The sequence below is a fragment of the Enterobacter sp. Res13-Sevr-PEC09-46 genome (assembly GCF_015672585.1).
GTDB classification, from domain to species: domain Bacteria; phylum Pseudomonadota; class Gammaproteobacteria; order Enterobacterales; family Enterobacteriaceae; genus Enterobacter; species Enterobacter hormaechei_C.
In genome coordinates this window covers 300,614-325,942 of sequence record NZ_JADABR010000005.1, presented here as the reverse complement: position 1 = coordinate 325,942, position 25,329 = coordinate 300,614, and the positions used below count along the sequence as shown (strand labels likewise).

Sequence of the window (25,329 nt, the reverse complement as noted above, 5' to 3'; positions counted from 1 at the left end):
AGGCTGCTTTATCGCCCCTTTAAATGATATACTGCCTGTCGTTCGTTCAAAAATAGTTGATAATTACAACATTCCCTTGAATTGAAACGCTTTCCTTCGATATTCGCAACTGGAACACGCACGCTATGAGTAAACCCATTGTGATGGAACGCGGTGTTAAATACCGCGATGCCGATAAAATGGCCCTTATCCCGGTTAAAAACGTGGCTACAGAGCGCGAGGCGCTGTTAAGAAAACCGGAATGGATGAAAATCAAACTTCCGGCCGACTCTTCGCGTATCCAGGGGATCAAAGCGGCGATGCGCAAAAATGGCCTTCACTCTGTCTGTGAAGAGGCCTCCTGCCCTAACCTTGCTGAATGTTTCAATCACGGTACCGCGACATTTATGATTCTGGGTGCCATCTGCACCCGCCGCTGTCCGTTCTGTGACGTTGCCCATGGCCGTCCTGTTGCGCCTGACGCAAACGAACCGCAAAAACTGGCGCAGACGATTGCCGATATGGCGCTGCGTTATGTTGTTATCACCTCCGTTGACCGTGACGATCTGCGCGATGGCGGTGCTCAGCATTTTGCTGACTGTATTACCGCCATCCGCGAAAAAAGCCCGAACATTAAGATTGAGACGCTGGTGCCGGACTTCCGTGGCCGTATGGATCGCGCGCTTGATATCCTGACCGCGACGCCACCAGACGTGTTCAACCACAACCTGGAGAACGTACCGCGCATCTACCGTCAGGTACGTCCCGGTGCAGACTACAACTGGTCGCTGAAGCTGCTGGAACGCTTTAAAGAAGCCCATCCGCATATTCCAACCAAGTCTGGCTTGATGGTCGGCCTGGGTGAAACCAACGCTGAGATCATTGAAGTGATGCGCGATCTGCGCCGCCACGGCGTCACCATGCTGACGCTGGGCCAGTACCTCCAGCCAAGCCGTCACCACCTGCCTGTACAGCGTTACGTGAGCCCGGATGAGTTCGATGAAATGAAAGCCGAAGCGATGGCGATGGGCTTTACCCATGCCGCGTGCGGTCCGTTTGTTCGCTCCTCTTATCACGCCGATATGCAGGCGAAGGGCGAAGAAGTGAAATAAAGCTGTAAAATTTATTTACAGTAAAACAAAAAACCGGCCTCGTGAGCCGGTTTTTTTATGCAAGCCTTGCAGCATTGCCATTACTCTTTGTGTGAAAGCTTCTGCGCAGTGATGTCATCTTCGGCGCTTTTCTTTGCTGCCGCGTCGTCATCGTTCATTGCTTTCTTAAAGCCCTTAATGGCAGCACCCAGGTCTCCACCCAGCGTGCGTAACTTCTTGGTACCGAACAGCAGGACGACCAGTGCGGCAACCACCAGCAGTTTGGTAATACTAATCTCACCCATAAATACCTTCTTTACATGAAACAGGCTGCATTCCGCCAAAAAACCTGAACGTATTAACGGTCATTTGGCGCGTGCACACAATAGCAATCTGTAACAAGGTGAATCAAGCATTGTTGAAAAAAACATCACATTAATTGCGGTGGCGCAAACCTGCGGTTGCGCAGAACAGGTAATTGCTGACGCGCAAGCGCTATTCGGGCTGAAATTATCTCCGTCAGCAATAAAGCAGGCGTCTCTGCCGCCGCCGCAACCGTCACCCCCAGCGGATCGACAACCCTGCTCTGCCCGATATTTTTGTTACCACATTCACCCGCGGCTACTACGTAACAGGTGGTATCCAGCGCGCGTGCTGCCAGCAGCGTCGCCCAGTGATGCTCCTTAAGCGGTCCTTTGACCCACGCGGCGGGCAGAACCAGCACCTCGGCCCCCTGCAATGCCAGGTTTAGCGCCAGCTCGGGAAAACGGATATCGTAGCAGGTCATCAGGCCAACCTTAAAACCCGCCACCTCAATCAACGGCGGAATGACACTCCCCGGATCGACCAGGCGCGACTCCTGAACGCTGAACGCATCATACAGATGAAGTTTGGCGTAACTCGCGACGATGGCACCCTCACGTATCGCCACCAGCGTGTTTACCGCGCGCCCCGGCGAGGACGGAACATGGACCGTCAAGATGGTGGTGAGCGTGTTGCCAACGCTTTCGGCCAGCAGTCGTTTCAGAAACGCCCCTTCCAGCGTTTGCGCAGACTTTACCGACAGGTCTGGATCGCCATCATCACGGGCCAGTAACGCCTCGGGAAGTACCAGCAACGACGCCCCTTTTTGCTTCGCCTGATGCATCAGGGAGACGCATTTTTCCGCGTTTTCATTCCAGTCCGGCGTCACCGCGAACTGCCCTACTGCAACATACATAATTGTCTCCCGGTTAAAAACAGCGTTACACTCGACGCACTTACACAGCAAATAGCAGGTATTGACAGTGTTACAACTACTTATAGCCGTTTTTATTGGTGGAGGCACGGGTAGCGTTGCGCGGTGGCTCTTAAGCATGCGGTTTAACCCCCTGCATCAGGCCATTCCGATGGGGACACTGGCGGCAAATCTGATCGGGGCGTTTATTATTGGGATGGGGCTGGCCTGGTTTAATCGCATGACCAACATCGACCCTATGTGGAAGGTTCTGATTACAACTGGTTTCTGCGGCGGTTTAACAACGTTTTCTACCTTCTCTGCGGAGGTGGTCTTTCTGTTTCAGGAAGGCCGGATGGGCTGGGCGCTGACCAACATTGCCGTTAACATGCTTGGCTCGTTTGCGATGACTGCGATCGCATTCTGGTTATTTTCCTCCGCCAGCGGACATTAAGCGCGGCAACCTTAATGTTGGCTTAATTTTTCTCTGTCACTCTTGGCTCAATATTGAACGAGGGTGATAGCATGAAAGAAACTCTGTCAGGCGTGGGTATGGTATTGCTAAGCGTCGCGATTGTGGCCAGCTTCCTGAAGATCTATCTTATTGGTTGATTCAGAACGAAAAAAACCCGCTCATTGAGCGGGTTTTGAAATTCTTGCTGACGCGTCTGAATTACAGAGCAATTACGTTAGCAGCAGAAGGGCCTTTGGCACCGTTAGTGATTTCGAACTCTACGCGCTGACCTTCAGCCAGAGTTTTGAAACCATTAGACTGGATTGCAGAGAAGTGTACGAACACGTCTTTGCTGCCATCTTCAGGAGTAATGAAACCGAATCCTTTGGACTCATTAAACCACTTAACGTTACCTTTAATCTTAGACATCAAAATTACCTTTACATTAAAAAACGACACAAATGCTGTGTCGGGTATCAGTACAACAATTGTGAGGCGTTTTGTCCAGCGGATCTTTGATAAAAAGTGACAAAAGTCGCGTTAATTTTCGCTGTTCGATTTTTATCCTTTACATTTCAATGTCTGTGCGTTTTTTGGCCGATTTAGCAGAAAAATTCAGTTAAAACTGAAACCGCATCCAGGCAAAGTAAACGTTACCGTTGTTATAGGTACCCGGTATGTAGGTCATCTGAAACGTTGCCGGACCATAGCCGATGGAGGCAAGCGGCAGCAGTACCGGAACAGGAATGTATTTCCAGTTATCACGCGCCGTGAACCCTGCCGTATAGCCCAGCCCCAGACGGAAGTTGTCGTCTGATAACGGACGCCAGGTTTTTTCCCAGCCGTAGCCACCAATAGGCTCCCATTTATTGTAGGAGTCCTTAAACGCCATCAGGTACAGGCCATGCCAGTTACCTTTTTCATCCCAGCGAGACTGACCGAAGCCGGCCCCCCACGGACGCTCGTTATAACGGTCAGTTTTTTCTTTATCGTAGGCAAAACGTGCATGCCACGTAATGGCCGGAATATAGAGATCGTAATGCTCAGGTTCATTCCATGTTTGCGCAACGTTATCCGTGAAGGTGGTGAACCAGCCTTTATCCGCTGTATTGCTGTCTGCATTAACCGCAGACGCAAACGATAACTGCCCAATAATAAACAACAAAATCAGGGGGAATTTAATTCGTACAATCACAATGCCATTACCATATTTAGTATTCGGTGCAGACCTTAACACAGAATACTTGAATGAACGCTTAACAGCATGGGTGTTATTCCTAATTACCATCCCGTTCCTGGGAATAATCTGAGGATACATAAACTGCATGCCTGAATAAGCACATGCAGTTGACATATTTAACGTTGATGTAACAATTTGTAGAGTGCGGGAATAACTAACATCGATAATAACGGTGCCGTTACCATGCCACCAATCATCGGCGCGGCAATACGTTGCATCACCTCCGAACCACTCCCACTCCCCCACATAATGGGCAGCAGTCCTGCCATAATAGTGGCGACCGTCATCACCTTCGGACGCACGCGCAGCACGGCACCTTCGTGGATCGCCCGCATCAGCACCGTATTTCCCCCTTCTGGCTCCAGCCTGTGATATTTATCGAGCGCATGATTCAAATAAAGAACCATAATTACGCCGAATTCTGCCGCCACTCCGGAAAGGGCGATAAAGCCAACGGCCCCCGCCACTGACAAATTATATTCAAGCAGCCACAGTAACCACACGCCCCCAATAAGCGCGAACGGCAATGTCCCCATTATTATCAGGACATTTGATATCCGCCTGAAGGTTAACCATAAAAGGACGAATATAATCATCAGCGTGACAGGTAAAACTATTTTGAGCGTCGCGGTCGCCCGTTCCAGATATTCAAACTGCCCGGACCAGGAGAGAGACACGCCCTGCGGCAATACCACCTTCTCCTCCACCCGTTTTTGCATTTCATCCACGGCGGACTTCAGATCGCGCCCGCGCAAGTCCACGTAGATCCAGCTGGAAAGGCGCGCGTTTTCACTTTTGAGCATCGGTGGGCCTTCCGTCACGACGATATCGGCCAATTCCCCCAGCGCCACCTGGCTACCGCTGGCGGTCACTACCGGCAACACCCGCAACGTGTCGACGTTATCACGCAAATCGCGGGGATAACGCAGGTTGATGGGATACCGCTCGCGTCCCTGGATCACCTCACCAATGTTATCGCCCCCGACCAGCGTGGAGACCAGGCTTTGCAGTTCATCGACGGAAACGCCGTAGCGCGCGGCTTTTTGCCGATCGATACGAATATCCACGTAGCGCCCGCCTTCCAGACGCTCCGCCAGCGCAGAGGAGACGCCAGGAACGTCCTTCACCACCTGCTCAATCTGCCGGGCCACGCGCTCAATGTCGGCAATATTATTGCCGTTCACCTTAATGCCGACAGGGCTTTTGATCCCGGTTGCCAGCATGTCCAGGCGGTTACGGACAGGCGGCACCCACACATTGGCAATACCCGGCAGCGACACGGTTTTATCAAGCTCCTCCACCAGCTTTTGCGGCGTCATTCCTGGCCGCCACTGCTCGCGGGGCTTAAAGTGAATGGTTGTTTCCAGCATGGTTAATGGCGCGGGATCGGTTGCCGACTCCGCGCGACCGGCTTTGCCAAACACGCTCGCGACCTCCGGTACGCTTTTGATCAAGCGGTCCGTCTGCTGAAGCAGCCGCGATGCCTCGCGAGCAGAGATCCCCGGCAGCGTGGAGGGCATATAGAGTAAATCCCCTTCATCCAGCGGCGGCATAAATTCGCTTCCCAGGCGGCTCAGCGGCCAGAGCGTGGCGATCAGCAGCAGACATGCCAGCGCCAGGGTCGTTTTCGGGAAGGTCAGCACCTTGTCCAGCAGCGGCTCATACAGGCGGATCAGGAGGCGGTTGATCGGGTTTGCCTTCTCATCCGGGATTTTCCCGCGAATGAAAAAGCCCATTAGCACCGGCACCAGGGTGATCCCAAGCCCGGCGGCCACGGCCATCGACCAGGTTTTGGTGAACGCCAGCGGCGAGAACATTCGTCCCTCCTGCGCTTCCAGCGAAAAAACCGGTATAAATGACAGCGTGATGATTAACAGGCTGCAAAACAGCGCTGGTCCCACTTCAACCGCCGCCTTTTCCGCCAGACGCCAGTACTCTCCCGTCGCGGGCTCCTTGCCCGGATTATCATGCCGCCACTGCTCCAGCACCTTGTGCATATTTTCAATCATCACAATTGCCGCATCCACCATCGCCCCGATGGCAATGGCGATCCCGCCGAGCGACATCATATTCGCGTTAATGCCCTGATAGTGCATCACCACAAAAGCCCCGAGGATCCCCAGCGGCAGAGAGACCATTGCTACCAGCGCGGAGCGCAGGTGGAACAGGAACAGCGCGCACACCAGTACCACCACGGCAAACTCTTCGAGCAGCTTGTGCGTCAGCGTTTTGACCGAGTCCTCAATCAGCGTGGAGCGATCGTAGACCGGAACAATCTCGACGCCCTGCGGCAGCGTTTTTTGCAGCTCGCTCAGTTTCGCTTTTACCGCACGAAGCGTTTCCAGCGCATTCTGCCCGTAGCGCATCACGATCACGCCGCCAGCGACCTCCCCTTCACCGTTAAGCTCCGCCACGCCCCGGCGGATCTCCGGGCCAATACCAATGGTGGCGACATCTTTCAGCAGGACAGGCACGCCATTGCGGGTGGCGATCACCACATTGCGAAAATCTTCCAGCGAGCGCACATAGCCCGTTGTCCGCACCATATACTCCGCTTCGCCCATCTCCAGCAGGGCGCCGCCGCTCTCTTTATTGGCGGCCTGCACCGCGCCGGATAGCTGGCTATGGGTAATATTCAGCGCGCGCATTTTCGCCGGGTCCGCCACGATCTGATACTGACGCACCATTCCGCCAATACTTGCCACTTCAGATACATTCGGTACCGCCTTAAGCTCGAACTTAAGCGTCCAGTCCTGAAGGGCCCGCAGATCTGCCAGGCTGTGTTTTCCACTACGGTCGATCAGCGCATATTCGTAGATCCAGCCCACGCCCGTCGCATCCGGCCCCAGCGACACCTTAACGCCCGGCGGAAACTGCGCCTGTACCTGGCTTAAATATTCCAGCACCCGGGATCGCGCCCAGTAGAGATCGGTGCCATCCTCAAACAGCACATACACATAAGCGTCACCAAACATTGAAAAACCACGCACGGTTTTAGCTCCCGGCACAGACAACATGGACGTTGTCAGGGGCCAGGTCACCTGATCTTCAATCACCTGCGGCGCTTTTCCGGGGTAACTCGCTTTGATAATGACCTGCACATCAGACAGATCGGGCAACGCGTCCAGCGGCGCGCGCTGCACCGCCCACCAGCCCCAGCCGGCCATCATCAGCGCGGCCAGGATCACCAGCAGGCGGTTACGCAACGAGGCGCGAATCACAGCGGCAATCATGGCGTCACCTCCGGCATCACGCTACGCAGGCTGGCTTCGGAATCAATGAGGAATTGCCCGGACGTCACCACCTTATCGCCCTCTTTGACCCCGGACAGGATCGCCGTCCAGCCCTGCGCCGTCAGGCCGGTTGTCACCGTCACAGGCTGGAAATAACCGTCCCCGCTGGCCAGCAGCAGACGCGCAGACTCTCCGCTGTTAATCACCGCCTCTTCCGGCACCGCCAGCACCGGCGGGCCTTTCATCTCTTCCGCACGCCTGACGGAGAGGTACATGCCTGGCTTCAGCTTATGTGCGGTATTTTCCAGCACGATACGGGCTTTCAGGGTTCGCGTGGTCGCCTCCATCTGCGGCAGCAATTCGCTGACCGTGCCGTGGAATTGCTCCCCCGGCCAGCTTTCTGACGTTGCTACCACGTTGCTGCCCACTGCCAGAGACTGCGCCTGCGTTTGCGGGTAGTCGACCACCAGCCAGACAGGATCGAGGCTGGCGATCTCAAACAGCGGCGCCGTTGCGGTGATTTGCGCCCCTTCCCGCACGTCCAGCTTCACCACATAGCCCGCCCGGTCAGCGCGCAGGGTGAGCGTGGTCTGCGGTTTACCGCTACGCTCCAGCAAACGAATGACCTCTTCCGGCATAAACTGCAACGCCAGCCGCTCGCGTGCGGCGCGGGTCAATGCGGCATCGCCAAGCTGACGAACCGCGAGGTACTCCTGCTGGGCGGTGGTCCATTGCGGGATCCACAGTTGCGCCAGCGCCTCTCCGGCTTTCACCTGCTGCTGTGGCGCATTAACAAACAATTTTGACACCACGCCATTGGCCGGGGCTGACACCACCGAGACGTTACGTTCATCCGTTGCAACCGTGGCAAAGGCCGAGAACGGCGAAACCAGCTGGCGCATCTCAACGTTGGCGGTTTTCATCCCCAGGTTTTGCTGCTGTTGAGTGCTGATGACCACGCCTGACGCCGCCTGTGCTTCATCGGCGTAGCGCGGGACCAGATCCATATCCATAAAGGGGGATTTACCCGGCTTATCGAAGCGCTGACCGGGCACCATAGGGTCGTACCAGTAAAGCAGCTTACGTTCAGAGGGTTGTGCAGCCGCAGCCGGCTGATGCGTCTGCTTCTTTCCGACAAAATAGCCGCCAGCGGCAGCTATCGCGATGGCAATCGCCATTAACGTTGTTTTTTTCATTGCGCCAGCTCCTGCGGGATCAGCCAGTTCACGGCAGCCCAGGTTCGCGCCATTTCGCGCTCCGCCTGGTTCACCGCCAGTTCCGTATCCAGTACGCCACGACGCGCCTCCAGCAGGGCCGGAAGCGCCGACTGTCCAGAGCGATATTGCGCCGTCAGCACCGCCAGCCGTTGACGTTGCAACGGCAGTACCTCGTCCCGCTGACGCTGCCACACCGTTTGCGCAGCCTGATACTGCGCCACCAGCGTTTGCACCTGGGCAATGTGTTCGCGTTTGAGCAGCGTGAGTTGATCCACCGCCTGCATTGAGCGGGAAACATCGGCGGCGTAATCCTTGTCCTGACGTTTTGACTGGAACAGAGGCAGATCCACGCTGAACATCACGCCAGCCATATCGTCGTAGCCTTCGGCGCGGTGGGCGTAATAGACCTCCACATCCACATCGGGTATCGCCGCCACGGCAGATTGCGCTGAACGCGCTTTCGCGGTCTCGGCTTCACGTCGTGCGGCCTCCACTTCCGGGTGCCTGACGATCCCCTCCTGCAACGTTTTTTCATCGGCAGGAAGACGCTGATAGCGCGGCAACGGACCGCGAACCGCCGTAATCGCGTGCCCCGTAAGCTCCAGCAGACGGCTTTGCGCCAGCTGCACATCCCGCTGCGCCAGCGTCTCTTTGTCGCGCATGGCGCTGAGGATCATTTGCAGGGCCAGTACGCTGTCCGGCGTGGCGCTTCCCGCCCCGACGCTCGCCTTCTGCACGCCCCGCTGGCGTTCGGTTTCACGGACCAGCGTTCTGGCCGTGTTCAGCGCCTGCTGGGCCAGCGCCAGATCCAGCCAGGCCTGGGCGGTATCACGCTGAAGCGCGGCGCGGACGGCTTCGGATTTTGCCAGCACGCTTCGCGCCTGCGCCTGAAAGGTCTGCGCTTTACGTTCCCGCTTCTCTGAGCTGACGTAGCTTTGCATGATGCCAACCTTCTGCATGGTCATCCCTTCGCGCGTCAGCCGCCGATCGTTGCTGCCCTGTACCGGCACGTTTTCGATGCCGAATTTCAGTTTTGGGTCAGGTAATTGCCTGGCGGAATCCGCCATCGCATCCAGCGCCTGCGCTTCGTTACGGCTGGCGGAGAGTTCTGCTGAGTAGCGCTGGGCTTCGGTGAGGGTGTGTTCGAGCGTCCACGGCTCCGCCTGCGCGGCGGAGGTTAACAGGCCGAACAACACCCCACCGAGCCACAGGCTCAGTGTGTGTTGTTTCATGGTGACCTCGCTTAGCGTGCTGGCGTCAGCGAGATAATCTGGAAACCGTCACCCGCACACTCAAGCGTGAAGGTCACTTCATCCCCTGGTTTGGCGTCACTCAGCGTGGCGCCGGCAGATAAAGTAAACGGCATGGTCATTGCTGGCCATTTTAGTTCCGGTATGGCCTCGTGCCGGAGCATGACGGCGCTGTCAGAGATCGACTGAACCACGCCGTGGCCCTGCCAGGTCTGGTTTGCCTGAACGGTATAAGAAGCGAAAGAGACGGACGCGCCAACCAGCGCGGAAAGGAATATAGTACGCATGAAAAAAACTCCTGTTAAACGTTAAGTAAATAAAATCAACGAATTAACAGGTTTTTACTCCCGAAACCGGCAGTAGCGGATCGTTGCCGGCGGCCCCACAGCAGGGGGGGTAACGGACCACGCAGAATGGCTTGCAGACGAGCACTCTGGGGTCGTTAAGGTCAGGGTCATGGCGGCAGGCAGCGCCACCAGATGCGGCTGGGCAGGATCTTTTTGTACCTGATCCGGCACACAATGCTTTTCACACAGCGGTGAAGCACCGGCAGCATAATGCGGCCCCGGTTGCGCCATCATCTCCATATGCTGGATAGTGGCCACCTCACCGCGCAAATCCATTGAACATTGATGGGAGGCGACGGCCACCTGACTCTGGATCAACAGCCAGCCAAACGCCAGCAAAAACATCAGCAGATGTTTTTTTATAAAGCGCAGGCGATATGTCCAGCTGGCGTGCATATTCAGATCGTCGGATAGGGTAAAAGTGAACCGAGTATAAGCAGGCAAAAGAATGAAAGAGAAGTGGTTTTAAAGAGATTTACGTTTTAAATCGATTCTCGGCAAGTAATACTCAAAACCTTAACACTTCACCATCAATTTAATGACATATAATATCTATTCATCAGGTCAATAACGTCTTAATATAAATGACGCAGGGTTAGCAAAAATATCGTCATCAGTGCCTTTAGTAGTCTCTTTCTTGATTTTAATCAGCAAGGACTGGACATTTATTCGGCACATTTCAGCTTCTTTTTTATTGATTATTTGTCTCTCGGGCAGCAAGGATACAGGGGAAATCATGCTTACTTTTCTCGAACTCCTCATTGGAGTCGTGGTCATTGTTGGTGTAGCACGCTACATCATTAAAGGTTACTCAGCCACCGGCGTGCTATTTGTCGGCGGCCTGACGCTGCTGATCATTAGCGCGCTAATGGGTCATCAGGTTTTACCCGCCAGCGAAGCCAGCACCGGATATACCGCTACCGATATTGTGGAATATATAAAAATTCTGCTGATGAGCCGCGGCGGCGATCTGGGCATGATGATCATGATGCTCTGCGGATTTGCTGCCTATATGACCCATATCGGCGCGAATGATATGGTGGTAAAGCTGGCTTCTAAGCCGCTGCAATATATTAATTCCCCCTATCTGCTGATGGTCGCGGCCTATTTCCTGGCCTGTCTGATGTCATTAGCCGTTTCCTCAGCAACGGGTCTTGGTGTGCTGTTAATGGCAACGTTGTTCCCGGTAATGGTTAACGTCGGGATCAGCCGTGGCGCAGCGGCGGCTATTTGCGCCTCTCCGGCGGCGATTATTCTCTCCCCGACTTCCGGTGACGTAGTGCTGGCCGCAAAAGCCGCGGAAATGTCGTTGATTGACTTCGCCTTCAAAACCACACTACCGATCTCCATCACCGCTATTCTCGGCATGGGCGTGGCGCATTTCTTCTGGCAGCGCTATCTCGATAAGAAAGAGAACGTCAGCCACGAAATGATGGACGTCAGCGAAATCACCACTACCGCCCCGGCGTTTTATTCCATCCTGCCCTTCACGCCGATTATTGGCGTGCTTATTTTCGACGGCAAATGGGGCCCGCAGCTGCACATCATCACTATCCTGGTGATCTGTATGCTGCTGGCGGCCATCCTGGAATTCGTTCGTGGTTTTAACACCCAGAAAGTGTTCACGGGTCTGGAAGTTGCCTTCCGCGGTATGGCGGATGCCTTCGCGGGCGTGGTGATGCTGCTGGTTGCCGCGGGGGTGTTTGCCCAGGGGTTGAGCACCATCGGCTTTATTCAGAGCCTGATCTCTATCGCCACCTCGTTCGGCTCGGCCAGCATTATCCTGATGCTGGTGCTGGTGGTGCTGACCATGCTGGCGGCGATGACAACCGGCTCCGGTAACGCGCCGTTCTACGCCTTTGTTGAGATGATCCCTAAGCTGGCGCACTCCTCCGGCATCAACCCGGCTTACCTGTCCATTCCAATGCTTCAGGCTTCCAACCTGGGTCGTACCATTTCTCCGGTATCGGGCGTGGTGGTTGCGGTTGCGGGGATGGCGAAAATCTCTCCGTTTGAAGTGGTAAAACGCACGTCAGTGCCAGTGCTGGTTGGCCTGATTATCGTTATTATCGCCACCGAAGTGCTGGTTCCCGGCGCTGCCTAAGCGAAATTCCTGATTTCCAAAAAGCGCCTGTGGGCGCTTTTTGTGCTTTAATAACCCCCAGAAATTAATCGCGCCCAACCAATCAGGAAAGCAAATGTTCAGGAAGGATATCGTTATCCCGTCTGGCGCAGTAGCGCTTGCACTCTGTGTCTTCTCAATTCAGGCAGATCCGCTTAAGCCAACCCAGTACGGCGATTTCGATCGCTACGTTCTGGCCCTTTCCTGGCAAACCGGATTTTGCCAGAGCATGGTCGAACGTAACCGTGACGAACCGGAAGAGTGTCGCCTGCAAAAAGAGAGCAGCAACAAAACCGATTTTCTGACCGTCCACGGCTTATGGCCCGCGCTGCCGAAATCTATTGCCGCTCGCGGAGTGGATGAACGCCGCTGGATGCGCTTCGGCTGTGCCACTCGTCCGGTTCCAAATATGCCGGAAGCAAAAGCCAGCCGCAAATGTGACGCCGCAGAGACCGGACTATCGCTAACCGGCGCGGCGAAGCTGAACAGCGTGATGCCCGGCGCGGGCGGCAACTCCTGCCTTGAACGTTATGAATACGCGAAACACGGCGTCTGCTTTGGTTTTGATCCCGACGCTTACTTCGGCACCATGGTGCGCATGAACCAGGAAGTGAAGCACAGCGCGGCAGGAAAATTTCTGGCAGAAAACTATGGCAAAACCGTCCGCCGCAGCGACTTCGATGCCGCCGTGGCCAAAAGCTGGGGGAAACAGAGCGTAAAAGCGTTCAAGCTTACCTGCCACGGCAATCCGGCTTATCTGACCGAGATGCAGATCTCGCTGAACGCCAGCACCATCAACAACCCGCTCTCTGCCGGCTCCTTTGCGCCACAGCCGCATCCGGGCAACTGCGGCAAACAGTTTGTCATTGATAAAGCCGGTTACTGATACTGCGCCGGGCACCTTTTTGCCCGGTTTTTCATTGATTTCCGTGATATGACGATTAACCTCACACTTCCGCTCACACGCATCATTTTTCCAGCTAAAGCATTATTAATCCGGTAAACATCACTGAAACCTCCCCGCCATAATCATGGCGTTATCTACAGGAGGAATTTCACATGGCTAAAAAACTGATTGCACTGTGCGCCTGCCCGATGGGCCTGGCACATACCTTCATGGCAGCCCAGGCGCTGGAAGACGCGGCGACGGAAGCCGGTTATGAGGTAAAAATTGAAACCCAGGGCGCGGACGGGATCCAGAATCGCCTGACCCCACAGGATATTGCCGACGCTGACATTATTATCCACGCCATCGCGATCACCCCGGAAGACAATGAGCGCTTCGAAACGCGCGACGTGTATGAGATTACGCTTCAGGACGCTATTAAAAACGCGGCAGGCACCCTGAAAGAGATCGAAGAGATGATTGCAGCAGAACAATAATAATCCTCACACCCAGGGGTTTTCGTCATGGCTATTAAAAAACGCAGCGCGGTTCGCCCGGACAGTCACGAGGGTGACACACTTGCCATCAAATCCGCACCGGTTGCCGCCGGTGCGTCTTTCTGGAAAGAGCTTCCACAGCACATTATGTCGGGGATATCCCGCATGGTGCCAACGCTTATCATGGGCGGGGTTATCCTCGCCATTTCACAGCTCATCGCCTACGTCTGGCTGGAGATCCCGCCTGACACCGGTATTCTCGACGCGCTTAACTCTGGCAAATTCACCGGTTTCAATCTCTCGGTATTGAAATTTGGCTATCTGACCGAATCGTTCGGCGGGCTGCTGTTCAGCTTCGCCATCCCGATGTTTGCCGCCTTTGTCGCCAACTCTATCGGCGGAAAGCTGGCCTTCCCGGCCGGGTTTATCGGTGGCCTTGTCGCCACGCAGCCGACGCTGGTGCTGAACTTTGATGCGGAAAAACTGACCTGGCTTGCCACCAAACCCGTGCCCTCCACGTTTATTGGCGCGCTGATTATCGCCATAGCCGCAGGCTATCTGGTCAAATGGCTGAATAGCCGTATTAACGTACCGCAGTACCTGCTGGCCTTTAAAAGCACCTTTCTGATCCCAATCCTCTCGGCGCTGTTTGTGATGCTGGCGATGTATTACATCATCACGCCGATTGGCGGCTGGCTGAATGCAGGTATGCGGACCGTACTGCTGGCGGCGGGTCAGGCGGGCTCCATGATGTACGCCATCGGGATGGCGGCGGCCACGGCGATTGATCTTGGCGGCCCCATTAACAAAGCGGCGGGATTTGTTGGCCTAGGGCTGACAACCGATCATGTCCTGCCCATCACCTCCCGCGCCGTGGCGATTGTTATTCCGCCCATTGGTCTGGGGCTGGCCACGCTGATTGACCATCGTCTGACCGGCAAACGGCTGTTTAGTCCGCAGCTTTATCCGCAAGGCAAAACGGCCATGTTCCTCGCCTTTATGGGCATCAGTGAAGGGGCCATCCCGTTCCTGCTGGAAAATCCGCTTGCGACGCTGCCGGCGTATATGGCGGGTGCGATCGCGGGTGCGATGACCGCCACCGCGCTCGGTGCCGTGCAGTGGTTCCCTGAATCGGCGATCTGGGCGTGGCCGCTGGTCACCAATCTGGGGGCGTACATGCTCAGTATTGTGGTCGGGGCGGCGATCACCGCGCTGTTGGTCGTGATTATTCGTAACAGTTTGCACAAGCGCGGAAAACTCGCTATCGACACGCTGTAACGGGGTGAACCATGGAATTACTGAGAAGGCTTCATGCCTGGCTGGCTGCGGAAAAACTGGACGGCGTGCTCATCTCTTCGCGCCAGAATAAACAGCCGCACCTGGGCATTTCAACCGGTTCGGGATATGTGCTGGTGACACAAACCGCGGCACATATCCTGGTGGATTTCCGTTACTACAGCGATATCGCTTCACGAGCGGCGGGCTATGAGATGCACCTGCTTAACACGGAGAACCCGTTTGCGCAGGCGGTGAACCAGATTATTGCGAAGGACAATCTCGCCCGTCTTGGCTTTGAGGGTGAATACGTGAGCTGGCAAACAGGCGTGCTGTGGCGCGATACGCTGAATACTACCCTTTGCAGCACCTCGCTCGACGCGCTGCGGCAGATAAAAAGCGCTGACGAAATCGACCGTATCCGTGCAGCATGCGGCATTGCCGACCGCGCCGCACGACACATCCGGCGTTTCATTCAGCCCGGTATGCGCGAGCGTGAAGTCGCTGCCGAGCTGGAGTGGTTTATGAAGCAGGAGGGTGCGGACAAGCCCTCTTTCGACACCATTGTCGCCAGCGGGCCGCGCGGTGCGCTGCCCCACGGCAAAGCCTCTGACAAAGTGATTATGCCTGGCGAGATGATCACCCTTGATTTCGGCGCCCAACACCAGGGGTATTGCTCGGATATGACAAGGACCTTTCTTGTCGCCGGGCAAAACACGCCGCCGGAGGAGCACCCTCTCTATGCGGTGTACCAGATCGTTCTGGCGGCACAACAGGCGGCCATTGATGCCATCCGCCCCGGCGTTTCCTGTCATCAGATCGATAGCGCCGCACGTTCCGTGATTGAACGTGCAGGTTACGGCCCGCAGTTCGGGCATAACACCGGCCATGCCATTGGTATTGATGTCCATGAAAATCCACGTTTTTCCCCTACCGACCGCACCCCGTTGCAGCCCGGCATGGTGCTGACCGTTGAGCCGGGGATCTACCTTGAACACCAGGGCGGGGTACGAATTGAAGATGTGGTGCTGGTGACGGAAACGGGCGCCGAGGTGCTTTATACCCTCGACAAACGGCTATTGCTGACGGGAGAACAAGAGTGGACAGAGATTTACTGCGCGCCCTGAGCGAAGCAGACGCCATTGCGGCCTCAGAGCAAGAGGTGCGCGACATCCTGCTCAGTGAGGCGCAAAAATACCATAAAGAGGTTCAGTTTGATGGGCTGGGTTCCGTGCTTATCCGCGTCAACCAAAGCCGGGGCCCGAAGGTGATGGTCTGCGCCCATATGGATGAAGTCGGTTTTATGGTGCGTAGCGTCTCGCGCGAAGGGGCCATTGATGTCCTGCCCATCGGCAACGTGCGCATGATGGCCCGTACCCTTCAGCCGGTGCGCATCACCACGCGTAACGGGGAAAAAATACCGGGACTGCTGGATGGGGATCTGAAAGGAGAAAACGTTGACAATTTACGTGTCGACATTGGCGCGACGTCGGCGGAGGAGGTGTTCGCCGCCGGTATCGACGCAGGCGACCGCGTGGCGTTCGATACACCCTTTCAGACCCTTCCCCACAATCGGGTGATGGGTAAAGCCTTCGACGATCGTCTCGGCTGTTACCTGCTGATCGCGCTGCTGCGTGAGCTGCACCAGACGCCGCTCGACTGCGAGCTTTGGCTGGTGGCCAGCTCAAGTGAAGAGGTCGGCCTGCGCGGCGGCCAGACCGCCACGCGCGCCATTCATCCTGATATCGCGCTGGTGCTGGATACCGCCTGCTGGTCAAAAAATTTCGATTATGGCAGCGCCAACCATCGCCAGATCGGTGCGGGCCCGATGCTGGTGCTGTACGACAAAACGCTCATCGCCCCAGCCAAACTGACTGCGCTGGCTGAGACGATCGCGCGCTCGCAAGGGATCCCGCTGCAAAAAGACATGTTCAGCAACGGCGGAACGGACGGCGGGGCGATCCATCTCTCCGGCACTGGCGTGCCGACTCTTGTGCTTGGTCCCCCGACCCGACACGGGCACTGCGCGGCATCCATTGCCGACGAAAAAGACATTCATCACACCCAACAACTGCTTGTCGCGCTTGTGGCATGCATGAACCGTGAGACCGTGGATCATCTGACGGACTTCAGATGCTGATCTCACGCGGCCAGGAGGAAGTATGCTTTCAATTGAATTTTTCTGCCCACTGCCCAACGGCCTGCATGCGCGTCCGGCCTGGGCGTTAAAAGAGCAGTGCAGCGCATGGCGCAGCGACATCCGTTTTATCAACAGACGGCTTAACACTCACGCGGATGCCAAAAGCTCGCTGGCGCTGATCAGTACCGGTACGCTGTTTAATGACAGCTGCGTGCTGGAAATTAACGGCAGCGACGAGGAGCAGGCCCGACGCGTGCTGGAGGCGTATCTCACCGGCGCGTTTATCGACAGCGACAGTATTCCCTCCGGCGACGCGCCGCACGTTGCGCATCCCCTACCCCGTTCGCTTGTAAGGCTTGCTCCCCACCTTCAGCACGGCATTACGCTCGCCAGTGGCATCGGGGCTGGCACTCTGCGAGGCTGGCAGAGCGATAACCTCAAACGTTATTGTCAGATCCCCGCCTCGCCGGAAGATATTACCCGCCTGGAACACAGCCTGGCGACGCTGGCTGAACAGCTCAACCACCGTCTGCGCGGGCTGGACGGCGAGAGTAAAACCATTCTCAGCGCGCATCTTTCGCTGATCCAGGATGAGGAGTTTGGCGGCACCATACGCCGACTGATCGCCGAGGAGCGGCTAAGCCTTGCGGAGGCGATCATTCGTAATATGGAGCTGATCTGCGACAAGCTGTCGCTCTCCGCCAGCGACTACCTGCGTGAACGCGTCAGCGATATTCGAGACATCAGCGAGCAGCTTCTTAACATTACCTGGCCGGAGTTGCAGCAAACCTCCGCATTAACCCTCAGCGCTCCCACTATTCTGGTGGCGGAAGATCTGACGCCCAGCCAGTTTCTCAGCCTCGACACGCAGTATCTGAAAGGAATGGTGCTTGAAAAAACAGGCCGGACGTCGCATACGCTGATACTGGCACGCGCGGCCTCCGTGCCTGTGCTGAGTGGTTTAACGGTCGCCTCGCTGGCGCCGTTGATGGGAAAAGAGGTCATTCTGGACGGCATCTGTAGCGTGCTGGTCGTTGAACCCAACGACGCGGTGAATGATTACTATAGCGTGGCGCAGCGCCTTGCCGACCGACGCCACCAGCAGCAGATCAAAGATGCGGGTCTTCCAGCACTCACCCGCGACAACGTACCGGTAGAGATTGCCGCTAACATCGGCAGCGCGCTGGAAGCGCCCGGGGCGTTTACCTGCGGCGCGCAGGGTATCGGGCTGTTTCGCACTGAAATGCTGTATATGGACAGAGACTCCGCGCCGGACGAGCAGGAGCAATTCGAAGCCTATCAGCAGGTGCTGCTCTCCGCGCAGGGCAAGCCGGTCATCTTTCGCACAATGGACATCGGCGGCGATAAGCAGCTCTCTTACCTGAACATTCCCCAGGAAGAAAACCCGTTCCTCGGCTATCGTGCCGTTCGTATTTATCCCGAATTTGCCGATCTCTTCCGCACCCAACTGCGCGCGATCTTACGCGCAGGCGCCAGCGGCAATGCGCTGTTGATGATCCCGATGGTGCACAGTCTCGATCAGATTTTATGGATCAAACAGGAGCTGCAAAACGTTCGTGACGCCCTGGCCTCACAGGGGTTACGTCACACCGCACACCTGCCGCTGGGGATCATGGTTGAAGTGCCTTCAGTCTGCTTTATCATCGATCACTTCTGCGAAGAGGTGGATTTCTTCAGTATCGGCTCGAACGATATGACTCAGTATCTCTACGCTGTCGATCGCAACAACCCGCGCGTTTCGGGGCTGTATAACCCCATCACACCGTCTTTTTTACGCATGGTTCGCCAGATTGTCGCCGCAGCGCATCGTCACGGGAAATGGGTCGGCATTTGCGGGGAACTTGGCGGAGAGCAGCGCTACCTCCCTCTTCTGCTTGGTCTGGGCTTAGATGAGTTCAGCATGAGCGGGCCGCGCATCCCTGCGGTAAAAACCCAGCTGCGTCAGCTGGACATGGCGGCCTGCCGGGCGCTGGCAGATAAGGTCTGCGACAGCCGCAGCGCAGAGGAAATTGAAGCCCTGCTGGCGGATTTCACACCGGAAGCGCCGCCGCGTCCCTTGCTGGCGCTGGAGACTATCGTGGTCAATGAGCCGCTGACCTCAAAAGAGCAGGTGCTTCAGTTCTTATGCGGAAATCTTGCGATTCATGGCAGGACCGAAAACCCGCTCGAACTTGAAGAAGATCTCTGGCAGCGCGAAGAGATTGTCACCACCGCCGTCGGGTTTGGCGTGGCGATCCCTCACACCAAATCGCAATGGATACGCCACTCCAGCATCAGCATTGCACGCCTGGACAAGGCGATTGACTGGGAGTCGGATTTGGGCGACGTCGAGCTGGTGATCATGCTGACGCTCGGCGCTCAGGAAGGGATTAATCACGTGAAGGTCTTTTCCCAGCTGGCGCGGAAGCTGGTCAATAAAACGTTTCGCGAGTCGCTGTTTGCAGCAACGACGCCGCAAAGTATCCTGGATCTGCTGAACGCTGAAATCACGTTCTGACTGTCACTGAAAGCGTGCGCGATACTCCCCCGGCGTCAGGCCAAACTGGCGCCGGAACAGACGGCTAAAATAGTCGCTATCGGCATAGCCGCAGCGCTTCGCCACTTCCCCCACCGGCAGGTGGTATTTTTGCAGGATGGTTCTCGCCTTCGCCATACGCACCCAACGAACGTAATCCACAAAACTCATCGTCCCCTGTTGGGAGAACAGGCGTGACAGATGGTTAGCCGAAATATTAAAAAGCGCGGCGACGCTGTCCCGCGACAGGGATTCAGCATAGTTTTCCTGCACCCAGTTACAAATGCTCTGATAGAGAAAATCCCCGCGCGACAGTCCCGGTTCAGGCAGCGACGACACCACTTTCCGGCACCAGTGCAGCAGGCTCAGCACCAGCGGTTGAATAATGGCCTGATCCTGCGGGGAAGCGCTCAGGTGCGTCAGGGCCATCAGCATCGCAGCACATTCGCCTCGTTCAGGGTGAGGAAGCTCAACGTGTCGCTGCGCAGGCACGGAGCGCCCGTGACGGGTATCATGAAACACCAGCCCCAGCCACGACGGCGCAAAAAGAATGCTCAGCAGCATGACCGGTCGTTCAAACACCGGGACGCTGGCGGCCTGGGCGGGAAGAAACAGCATTTCCCCCTGGCAGAGGGTCTGCTGCCCGGTAACCAGTCTGTTGCCATATTCCCCGCGAAGAACGACATCAAGCCGTGGCCAGTCGCGGCTCACGCTTCCGACAGCGTCAGACGCGCCACGTTGAGCAAACCAGACTCGCCCCAGCTGCTGTGGGTTGAGCACCAGGCCGCTCAACAGATCGGCAAAAAACTGCTGATCGGCGGGCAACAGGGTTGCGCGCATATCACCCCCTGCGCGCATCCGGGCGTACCAGATCGAAGCGATGGCTGTCACTGATGGCGTAGTAGGCTGTAGGTCCACCCGCACGCAGAATGGGCTGCGCTTTCGCGGTCTGGTAAATCCCCTCTTCCAGCAAACTCTCGGCGATATGGACGCCCACGACTTCGCCGAGCACCAGCCAGGTATCAATCGGTGTCCCATCCGCGCCGGTAAGCTGAATGCACTGTGACAATCGACACTCGAAATTCACCGGGCTTTCCGCCACGCGCGGCGAGCTCACAAGCTGGCTGGCTACGGGCGTCAGGCCGGCAAAGGTAAATTCATCCTCGCCATGAGGGAGCGTGGCGGAGGTTTCATTCATCGCCTCGGCGAGATCGCGCGTTGCGAGGTTCCAGACAAACTCCCCCGTTTCGGTAATATTCCGCACGCTATCCTTCCAGCCGTTGCTTGAAAAACCAATGATCGGTGGGCGATAGTTAAAGCAGTTAAAGAAGCTGTACGGGGCAAGGTTCAGTTGACCGGCCTTATCACAGGATGAGATCCAGCCAATCGGACGTGGACCGATAATGGCGTTCAGAGGGTCGTGCGGCAGGCCGTGCCCCTGAGACGGTTGGTAAAAGTACATATCGCTCTCTCTACGCTGGGGCTGCAACGCGCATTGCCCGGGTTCAGTCTTTCCAGCGTAACGAAATTTCCGTTCAGCGTGAATCGGGACGCCGGGTTTATTGCCAAAAATTCATATGGCGCATGATTGTGACCTTCATCACTTCAAACTTACGGTTTCAGACAGTATCATCAGATAAGTTAAACCCTCGCTGCCAGACGGCGAGGGTTTTCTTTTGGATTGGTTTCTGCGTTACACGCAGCATTAACGACATGGAGTAAAAATGTCCAGACCTACGATTATCATCAATGAACTCGACGCAGAACGTATTGACCGACTGTTGGAGAAACCAGAATTCGCCTCGCTGCCGGTAGCCGATGCGCTGAACGAAGAGCTCGACCGGGCGCAGATGTGTACGCCTGAAACCATGCCGCATGATGTGGTCACCATGAACAGCCAGGTGAAGTTCCGCAACCTGACCACCGGAGAGGAGCTCACCCGTACGCTGGTCTATCCGGCGCAGATGACCGACAGCAGCACGCAACTGTCGGTGCTGGCACCCGTGGGCGCAGCGCTGCTTGGACTGCGCACGGGCGATACCATCCACTGGGAACTCCCGGGCGGCGCCTCAGCTCACCTGGAAGTGCTTGAGCTGCTCTACCAGCCCGAAGCCGCTGGCGATTACCTGCGTTAATCCCTTCTGAACAAGCGACCCCGCTTTGCACAGAGGATGCACCCGCATCCTCTTTCCGCAAATTCACCCTATTGTGCTATACCGGACAAAAACCGCTTAATCCACGCTTAGTCTGTTGTAGTGCCGTGGGGACGGTCATGGGTGAGATACTTGTTATCACACTGGTTTTTCTCATCATCCTGGCGATCCTCGTCGTGGCGGTGCTGTATCTTGAGCGCCACTGGTGAGTGAGGAACCTCACACAACGCCGCCGGGGAAGGCATTCACCAGTCCCTTTACTTTCTGCTGCGCTGCCTCCGGGGTGTCTGCGCCAGGCACCAGGATCACCTTGCGGCACTCCTCCTCCCGTTTTTCGAAGATCTTATAGGCGCGTTCCGCATCAGCCAGCGGAAGATAGTGGGTCACAATATCTTCTGGGGTAAGCAGCCCTTTTTCGATGAGCGGCAGCAGCTCTCCCAGCCAGGCATGGACGTGGGTCTGCCCCATCTTAAAGCTCAGCCCTTTATCGAAGGCATCGCCAAACAGGAAGCCGTGAATAAAACCGGCGTACACGCCCGGCACGCTGACCACGCCGCCGCGTCGCACCGCAGCAATGCACTGGCGCAGGGCTTTGCCGCTGCTGCCTTCAATTTTCAGGTTACTGAGGATCGTTTCCGTGGTGCTGCCTTTGGCCTCAAACCCGACGGCATCAATCACCGCATCCACTCCGCGCTGTCCGGCCGTTTGCTCAATGATTTTCTCCGCCGCGTCGTTATCGTCATCAAAGTTAATCGGGATCGCGCCGTAGCGCTCCTGGGCAAACCGCAGTCGATAGGGATGATGGTCAACCACGAAAATCTGCTCTGCGCCGAGAAGCCGCGCGCAGGCAATGGTCAGTAACCCCACCGGCCCGGCCCCGAATACGGCGACGCTGGAGCCTTTCTGGATCTGCGCATTTTTTGCCGCCTGCCAGGCGGTAGGCAGAATATCTGACAGGAAAAGCGCTTTGTCGTCAGACAGCAGCTGGGGCACTTTAAACGGCCCCACGTTGCCTTTCGGGACGCGCACATACTCCGCCTGTCCGCCCGGCACGCCGCCGTAAAGATGGCTGTAGCCAAACAGCGCGGCAGGGGCGGGAATTTGCTTTTTGTTCAGCGCCGCGCCCTGCCCGCGGTTCGTGTTTTCGCAGGCCGCGTACTGTTGCATCTGGCAAAAGAAGCAGTCACCGCAGGCAATCACAAACGGGATCACCACCCGGTCACCTTTCTGCACGTTTTTCACTTCGCTCCCGCACTCCACCACCTCGCCCATAAATTCATGACCAAAGATATCGCCGTGCTGGACCTTGGGAATTTTTCCGCGATAAAGATGCAAATCAGAACCACAGATCGCCGTGGCCGTTACGCGCAGGATGATATCGTCAGGCTGTTCGATGCCCGGATCGGGGACATTATCGACCCGAACATGATGTGGACCGTGATAGGTGAGAGCTTTCATGCAACCTCCGAAAGGGTGTGGGTAAGCTTATAAAAGGGTAGCTACCTCTCGGGATCTGCCCCGGAATCCGGCTGTTTTGAGATTTATCCTGGCGAGATAAAAAAGTGCTGTCGGGATTACAGAAACCTTTTATATTTTGTGGTTGAATGATTTCAGCGTTTATAAACAAGGAGAAACGGTTATGTATCAAACAATCATTATGCCGGTTGATGTTTTCGAAATGGAACTGAGTGATAAGGCTGTACGTCACGCGGAATTTCTCGCGCAGCAGGACGGAGTTATTCATCTTCTGCATGTTTTACCGGGCTCTGCCAGCCTGAGCCTGCATCGTTTCGCTGCTGATGTGCGTCGTTTTGAAGAGCATTTACAGCATGAAGCCGAGACACGCCTGCAAACCATGGTCGGGCACTTCAGCATCGATCCTTCCCGCATCAAAACCCACGTCCGGTTCGGTAGCGTGCGCGACGCCGTTAATGAGCTGGCGGGGGAATTAAATGCCGACGTGGTAGTGATTGGTTCACGTAACCCTTCCATCACCACTCACCTGCTGGGGTCGAACGCCTCCAGCGTGATCCGCCACACCCACATTCCGGTGATGGTCGTGAGATAAAAAAAGAGGCCACCTTTTGGTGGCCTCTGGCATTGCAGGTGTCGTCTTGCTTTCTTTTATTATGCGGTTTTGGTGCGGATCAGATAATCAAACGAGCTCAGCGACGCTTTCGCACCTTCGCCAGTGGCGATGATGATCTGTTTGTACGGCACGGTGGTGCAGTCGCCCGCCGCAAATACGCCCTTCACGCTGGTTTCGCATTTCGCATCAATGATGATCTCGCCCATGCGGTTGCGCTCAATCGCGCCTTCCAGCCAGGTGGTGTTTGGCAGCAGGCCAATCTGAACAAAGATCCCTGCCAGCGCCACGCTGTGGATATCGCCACTCACGCGGTCACGGTATTCCAGACCGGTCACTTTGCTGCCGTCGCCTTTCACTTCTGTCGTCTGGGCATTGAGCACAATATCGACGTTATTCAGGCTACGCACCTTATCCTGCAACACCTGGTCCGCTTTCATCTCCGGGGCGAACTCCAGCAGGGTAACGTGTTCAACAATTCCCGCCAGATCGATAGCCGCTTCCACGCCGGAGTTACCGCCGCCGATCACCGCTACGCGTTTACCTTTGAATAGCGGGCCGTCACAGTGCGGGCAATAGGTCACGCCTTTGGTGCGATACTGATCTTCGCCCGGGACGTTCATGTTGCGCCATTTCGCGCCGGTGGCAATGATCACGCTGCGCGCCTTCAGCACCGCGCCGGACGCCGTTTCAATCTGGTGCAAACCACCCTCGACCGCGGCCGGAACCAGTTTGCTGGCGCTCTGGCTGTCAATGACATCCACGTCGTAGTCGCTGACGTGCGCTTTCAACGCCCCGGCCAGCTTCTGGCCTTCGGTTTTCGGCACGGAAATGTAGTTTTCAATGTCAACGGTATCCAGAACCTGACCACCGAAACGCTCCCCCATCAGACCGGTACGGATCCCTTTACGTGCGGAGTAGACCGCTGCCGCCGCGCCCGCCGGGCCGGAGCCAACAATCAGTACGTCGTACGCATCGCGTTGGTTCAACTCTTCCGCCGCACGTTTTTCTGCGCCGGTATCCACTTTGGCGACGATTTCGGTCAAGGTCATACGCCCCTGGCCGAACTCCTGACCATTCAGGTAAACCGCCGGAACGCCCATCACGTTGCGCTCGGTGATTTCGTTCTGGAACGTACCGCCGTCAATCGCCGTGTGCTTAATGCGTGGGTTGAGGACTGACATCAGGTTCAGCGCCTGCACCACGTCCGGACAGTTATGGCAGGAGAGTGAGTAATAGGTTTCAAACTCAAAATCACCATCGATATCGCGGATCTGCTCCAGCAGCGCCTGCGCTTCTTTTGACGGATGACCACCGGTCCACAGCAGCGCCAGCACCAGGGACGTAAATTCGTGCCCCAGCGGAGAGCCCGCGAAACGCGGCCCCTGGTCAGACCCTGGGTTGGCGATCAGGAAAGAAGGCTTACGGACTGCCAGCGTGTTGTCTTCTTTGAAGGTCACCTTCGGCGACAGCTCAGCAATCTCTGTCAGCAGCGCTTTGATTTCTGCCGATTTCGCGCTGTCGTCCAGCGTGGCAATCAGCTCAACAGGTTTGGTCAGTTTCTCAAGGTAGGCCTTGAGCTGGGTTTTCATGTTAGCGTCGAGCAT

General features: G+C 56.2%; 25 protein-coding genes. 12 read left to right on the top strand and 13 right to left on the bottom strand.

Annotated elements, in window-relative coordinates:
- Nucleotides 1-125 precede the first annotated feature (125 nt).
- Nucleotides 126-1,091: a lipoyl synthase gene (gene lipA, locus IMQ56_RS02800; protein ID WP_006809637.1), complete on the top strand. Its 966-nt coding sequence runs from the start codon at nucleotides 126-128 to the stop codon at nucleotides 1,089-1,091.
- An 80-nt stretch (nucleotides 1,092-1,171) separates the two neighbouring features.
- Here the strand turns inward: lipA and tatE are convergent, their stop codons facing one another.
- The gene (gene tatE, locus IMQ56_RS02795) at nucleotides 1,172-1,375 is read right to left on the bottom strand and encodes a twin-arginine translocase subunit TatE (RefSeq protein ID WP_003858723.1); all 204 of its coding nucleotides are present in this window, start codon (nucleotides 1,373-1,375) and stop codon (nucleotides 1,172-1,174) included.
- Nucleotides 1,376-1,500: 125 nt separating this feature from the next.
- Nucleotides 1,501-2,289 carry a deaminated glutathione amidase gene (locus IMQ56_RS02790; protein WP_062938652.1) on the bottom strand — a complete coding sequence of 263 codons (789 nt, stop codon included), beginning with the start codon at nucleotides 2,287-2,289 and terminating at the stop codon, nucleotides 1,501-1,503.
- Nucleotides 2,290-2,356: 67 nt separating this feature from the next.
- Between IMQ56_RS02790 and crcB the strand changes: the two genes are divergently transcribed.
- The gene (gene crcB / locus IMQ56_RS02785) at nucleotides 2,357-2,740 is read left to right on the top strand and encodes a fluoride efflux transporter CrcB (RefSeq protein WP_017382474.1); all 384 of its coding nucleotides are present in this window, start codon (nucleotides 2,357-2,359) and stop codon (nucleotides 2,738-2,740) included.
- 219 nt (nucleotides 2,741-2,959) lie between these two features.
- Here the strand turns inward: crcB and cspE are convergent, their stop codons facing one another.
- The 7 genes from cspE to IMQ56_RS02750 all read right to left on the bottom strand — a co-directional run bounded on the left by cspE (nucleotide 2,960) and on the right by IMQ56_RS02750 (nucleotide 10,423).
- Nucleotides 2,960-3,169, bottom strand: a complete 210-nt coding sequence (gene cspE, locus IMQ56_RS02780) for a transcription antiterminator/RNA stability regulator CspE (protein WP_002439184.1) — start codon at nucleotides 3,167-3,169, stop codon at nucleotides 2,960-2,962.
- A gap of 190 nt (nucleotides 3,170-3,359) precedes the next feature.
- Nucleotides 3,360-3,935 (bottom strand): lipid IV(A) palmitoyltransferase PagP, encoded by a 576-nt coding sequence (gene pagP / locus IMQ56_RS02775; protein WP_017382475.1) that lies wholly within the window; start codon nucleotides 3,933-3,935, stop codon nucleotides 3,360-3,362.
- Nucleotides 3,936-4,096: 161 nt separating this feature from the next.
- The gene (locus IMQ56_RS02770) at nucleotides 4,097-7,213 is read right to left on the bottom strand and encodes an efflux RND transporter permease subunit (protein ID WP_047727370.1); all 3,117 of its coding nucleotides are present in this window, start codon (nucleotides 7,211-7,213) and stop codon (nucleotides 4,097-4,099) included.
- Nucleotides 7,210-8,409, bottom strand: coding sequence for an efflux RND transporter periplasmic adaptor subunit (locus tag IMQ56_RS02765; RefSeq protein WP_047727368.1), 1,200 nt, complete (start codon nucleotides 8,407-8,409; stop codon nucleotides 7,210-7,212). The genes IMQ56_RS02770 and IMQ56_RS02765 overlap by 4 nt, the downstream gene beginning before the upstream one ends.
- Entirely contained in the window at nucleotides 8,406-9,662 is a 1,257-nt protein-coding gene (locus IMQ56_RS02760) for a TolC family protein (RefSeq protein ID WP_015571145.1), read from the bottom strand. Before IMQ56_RS02760 ends, IMQ56_RS02765 begins: the two co-directional genes overlap by 4 nt.
- Before the next feature lie 11 nt (nucleotides 9,663-9,673).
- Nucleotides 9,674-9,967 carry a copper-binding protein gene (locus tag IMQ56_RS02755; protein ID WP_047727366.1) on the bottom strand — a complete coding sequence of 98 codons (294 nt, stop codon included), beginning with the start codon at nucleotides 9,965-9,967 and terminating at the stop codon, nucleotides 9,674-9,676.
- A gap of 54 nt (nucleotides 9,968-10,021) precedes the next feature.
- The gene (locus IMQ56_RS02750) at nucleotides 10,022-10,423 is read right to left on the bottom strand and encodes a hypothetical protein (RefSeq protein ID WP_032620077.1); all 402 of its coding nucleotides are present in this window, start codon (nucleotides 10,421-10,423) and stop codon (nucleotides 10,022-10,024) included.
- A 340-nt stretch (nucleotides 10,424-10,763) separates the two neighbouring features.
- Here IMQ56_RS02750 and dcuC point away from each other — a divergent pair, with 340 nt between their 5' ends.
- The 7 genes from dcuC (at nucleotide 10,764) to ptsP (ending at nucleotide 19,465) form a co-directional block, all read left to right on the top strand.
- Entirely contained in the window at nucleotides 10,764-12,131 is a 1,368-nt protein-coding gene (gene dcuC, locus IMQ56_RS02745) for an anaerobic C4-dicarboxylate transporter DcuC (RefSeq protein ID WP_017382481.1), read from the top strand.
- Nucleotides 12,132-12,225: 94 nt separating this feature from the next.
- A complete protein-coding gene (gene rna / locus IMQ56_RS02740) occupies nucleotides 12,226-13,035 on the top strand; it encodes a ribonuclease I (RefSeq protein ID WP_003858741.1) in 810 nt (269 codons plus the stop codon).
- Nucleotides 13,036-13,208: 173 nt separating this feature from the next.
- Complete coding sequence (locus IMQ56_RS02735) at nucleotides 13,209-13,532, top strand: fructose PTS transporter subunit IIB (RefSeq protein WP_017382483.1); 324 nt, start codon at nucleotides 13,209-13,211, stop codon at nucleotides 13,530-13,532.
- Nucleotides 13,533-13,559: 27 nt separating this feature from the next.
- Nucleotides 13,560-14,810, top strand: a complete 1,251-nt coding sequence (locus IMQ56_RS02730; protein ID WP_017382484.1) for a PTS fructose transporter subunit IIC — start codon at nucleotides 13,560-13,562, stop codon at nucleotides 14,808-14,810.
- Between the two features lie 11 nt (nucleotides 14,811-14,821).
- Nucleotides 14,822-15,934, top strand: a complete 1,113-nt coding sequence (ypdF, locus tag IMQ56_RS02725; protein WP_047365425.1) for an aminopeptidase — start codon at nucleotides 14,822-14,824, stop codon at nucleotides 15,932-15,934.
- Nucleotides 15,907-16,947 (top strand): aminopeptidase, encoded by a 1,041-nt coding sequence (gene ypdE, locus IMQ56_RS02720; RefSeq protein WP_047365423.1) that lies wholly within the window; start codon nucleotides 15,907-15,909, stop codon nucleotides 16,945-16,947. The genes ypdF and ypdE overlap by 28 nt, the downstream gene beginning before the upstream one ends.
- 22 nt (nucleotides 16,948-16,969) lie before the next feature.
- Nucleotides 16,970-19,465: a phosphoenolpyruvate--protein phosphotransferase gene (gene ptsP / locus IMQ56_RS02715; protein WP_196063736.1), complete on the top strand. Its 2,496-nt coding sequence runs from the start codon at nucleotides 16,970-16,972 to the stop codon at nucleotides 19,463-19,465.
- A gap of 3 nt (nucleotides 19,466-19,468) precedes the next feature.
- On the opposite strand, the gene IMQ56_RS02710 is transcribed toward ptsP, so the two are convergent.
- The gene (locus IMQ56_RS02710; RefSeq protein ID WP_026094381.1) at nucleotides 19,469-20,323 is read right to left on the bottom strand and encodes an AraC family transcriptional regulator; all 855 of its coding nucleotides are present in this window, start codon (nucleotides 20,321-20,323) and stop codon (nucleotides 19,469-19,471) included.
- Nucleotide 20,324: 1 nt separating this feature from the next.
- Nucleotides 20,325-20,945 carry a flavin reductase family protein gene (locus IMQ56_RS02705; protein ID WP_003858756.1) on the bottom strand — a complete coding sequence of 207 codons (621 nt, stop codon included), beginning with the start codon at nucleotides 20,943-20,945 and terminating at the stop codon, nucleotides 20,325-20,327.
- Nucleotides 20,946-21,207: 262 nt separating this feature from the next.
- Here IMQ56_RS02705 and rnk point away from each other — a divergent pair, with 262 nt between their 5' ends.
- Nucleotides 21,208-21,618, top strand: a complete 411-nt coding sequence (gene rnk, locus IMQ56_RS02700; protein WP_006809650.1) for a nucleoside diphosphate kinase regulator — start codon at nucleotides 21,208-21,210, stop codon at nucleotides 21,616-21,618.
- A gap of 137 nt (nucleotides 21,619-21,755) precedes the next feature.
- Nucleotides 21,756-21,845 carry a small membrane protein YldA gene (gene yldA / locus IMQ56_RS23105; protein ID WP_015571155.1) on the top strand — a complete coding sequence of 30 codons (90 nt, stop codon included), beginning with the start codon at nucleotides 21,756-21,758 and terminating at the stop codon, nucleotides 21,843-21,845.
- 10 nt (nucleotides 21,846-21,855) lie between these two features.
- Here yldA and IMQ56_RS02695 read toward each other — a convergent pair whose 3' ends face one another.
- Nucleotides 21,856-23,094: a zinc-dependent alcohol dehydrogenase gene (locus tag IMQ56_RS02695; protein ID WP_015571156.1), complete on the bottom strand. Its 1,239-nt coding sequence runs from the start codon at nucleotides 23,092-23,094 to the stop codon at nucleotides 21,856-21,858.
- A gap of 181 nt (nucleotides 23,095-23,275) precedes the next feature.
- Here IMQ56_RS02695 and uspG point away from each other — a divergent pair, with 181 nt between their 5' ends.
- A complete protein-coding gene (uspG, locus tag IMQ56_RS02690; RefSeq protein ID WP_006809652.1) occupies nucleotides 23,276-23,704 on the top strand; it encodes a universal stress protein UspG in 429 nt (142 codons plus the stop codon).
- Between the two features lie 59 nt (nucleotides 23,705-23,763).
- On the opposite strand, the gene ahpF is transcribed toward uspG, so the two are convergent.
- Complete coding sequence (ahpF, locus tag IMQ56_RS02685; RefSeq protein ID WP_017382489.1) at nucleotides 23,764-25,329, bottom strand: alkyl hydroperoxide reductase subunit F; 1,566 nt, start codon at nucleotides 25,327-25,329, stop codon at nucleotides 23,764-23,766.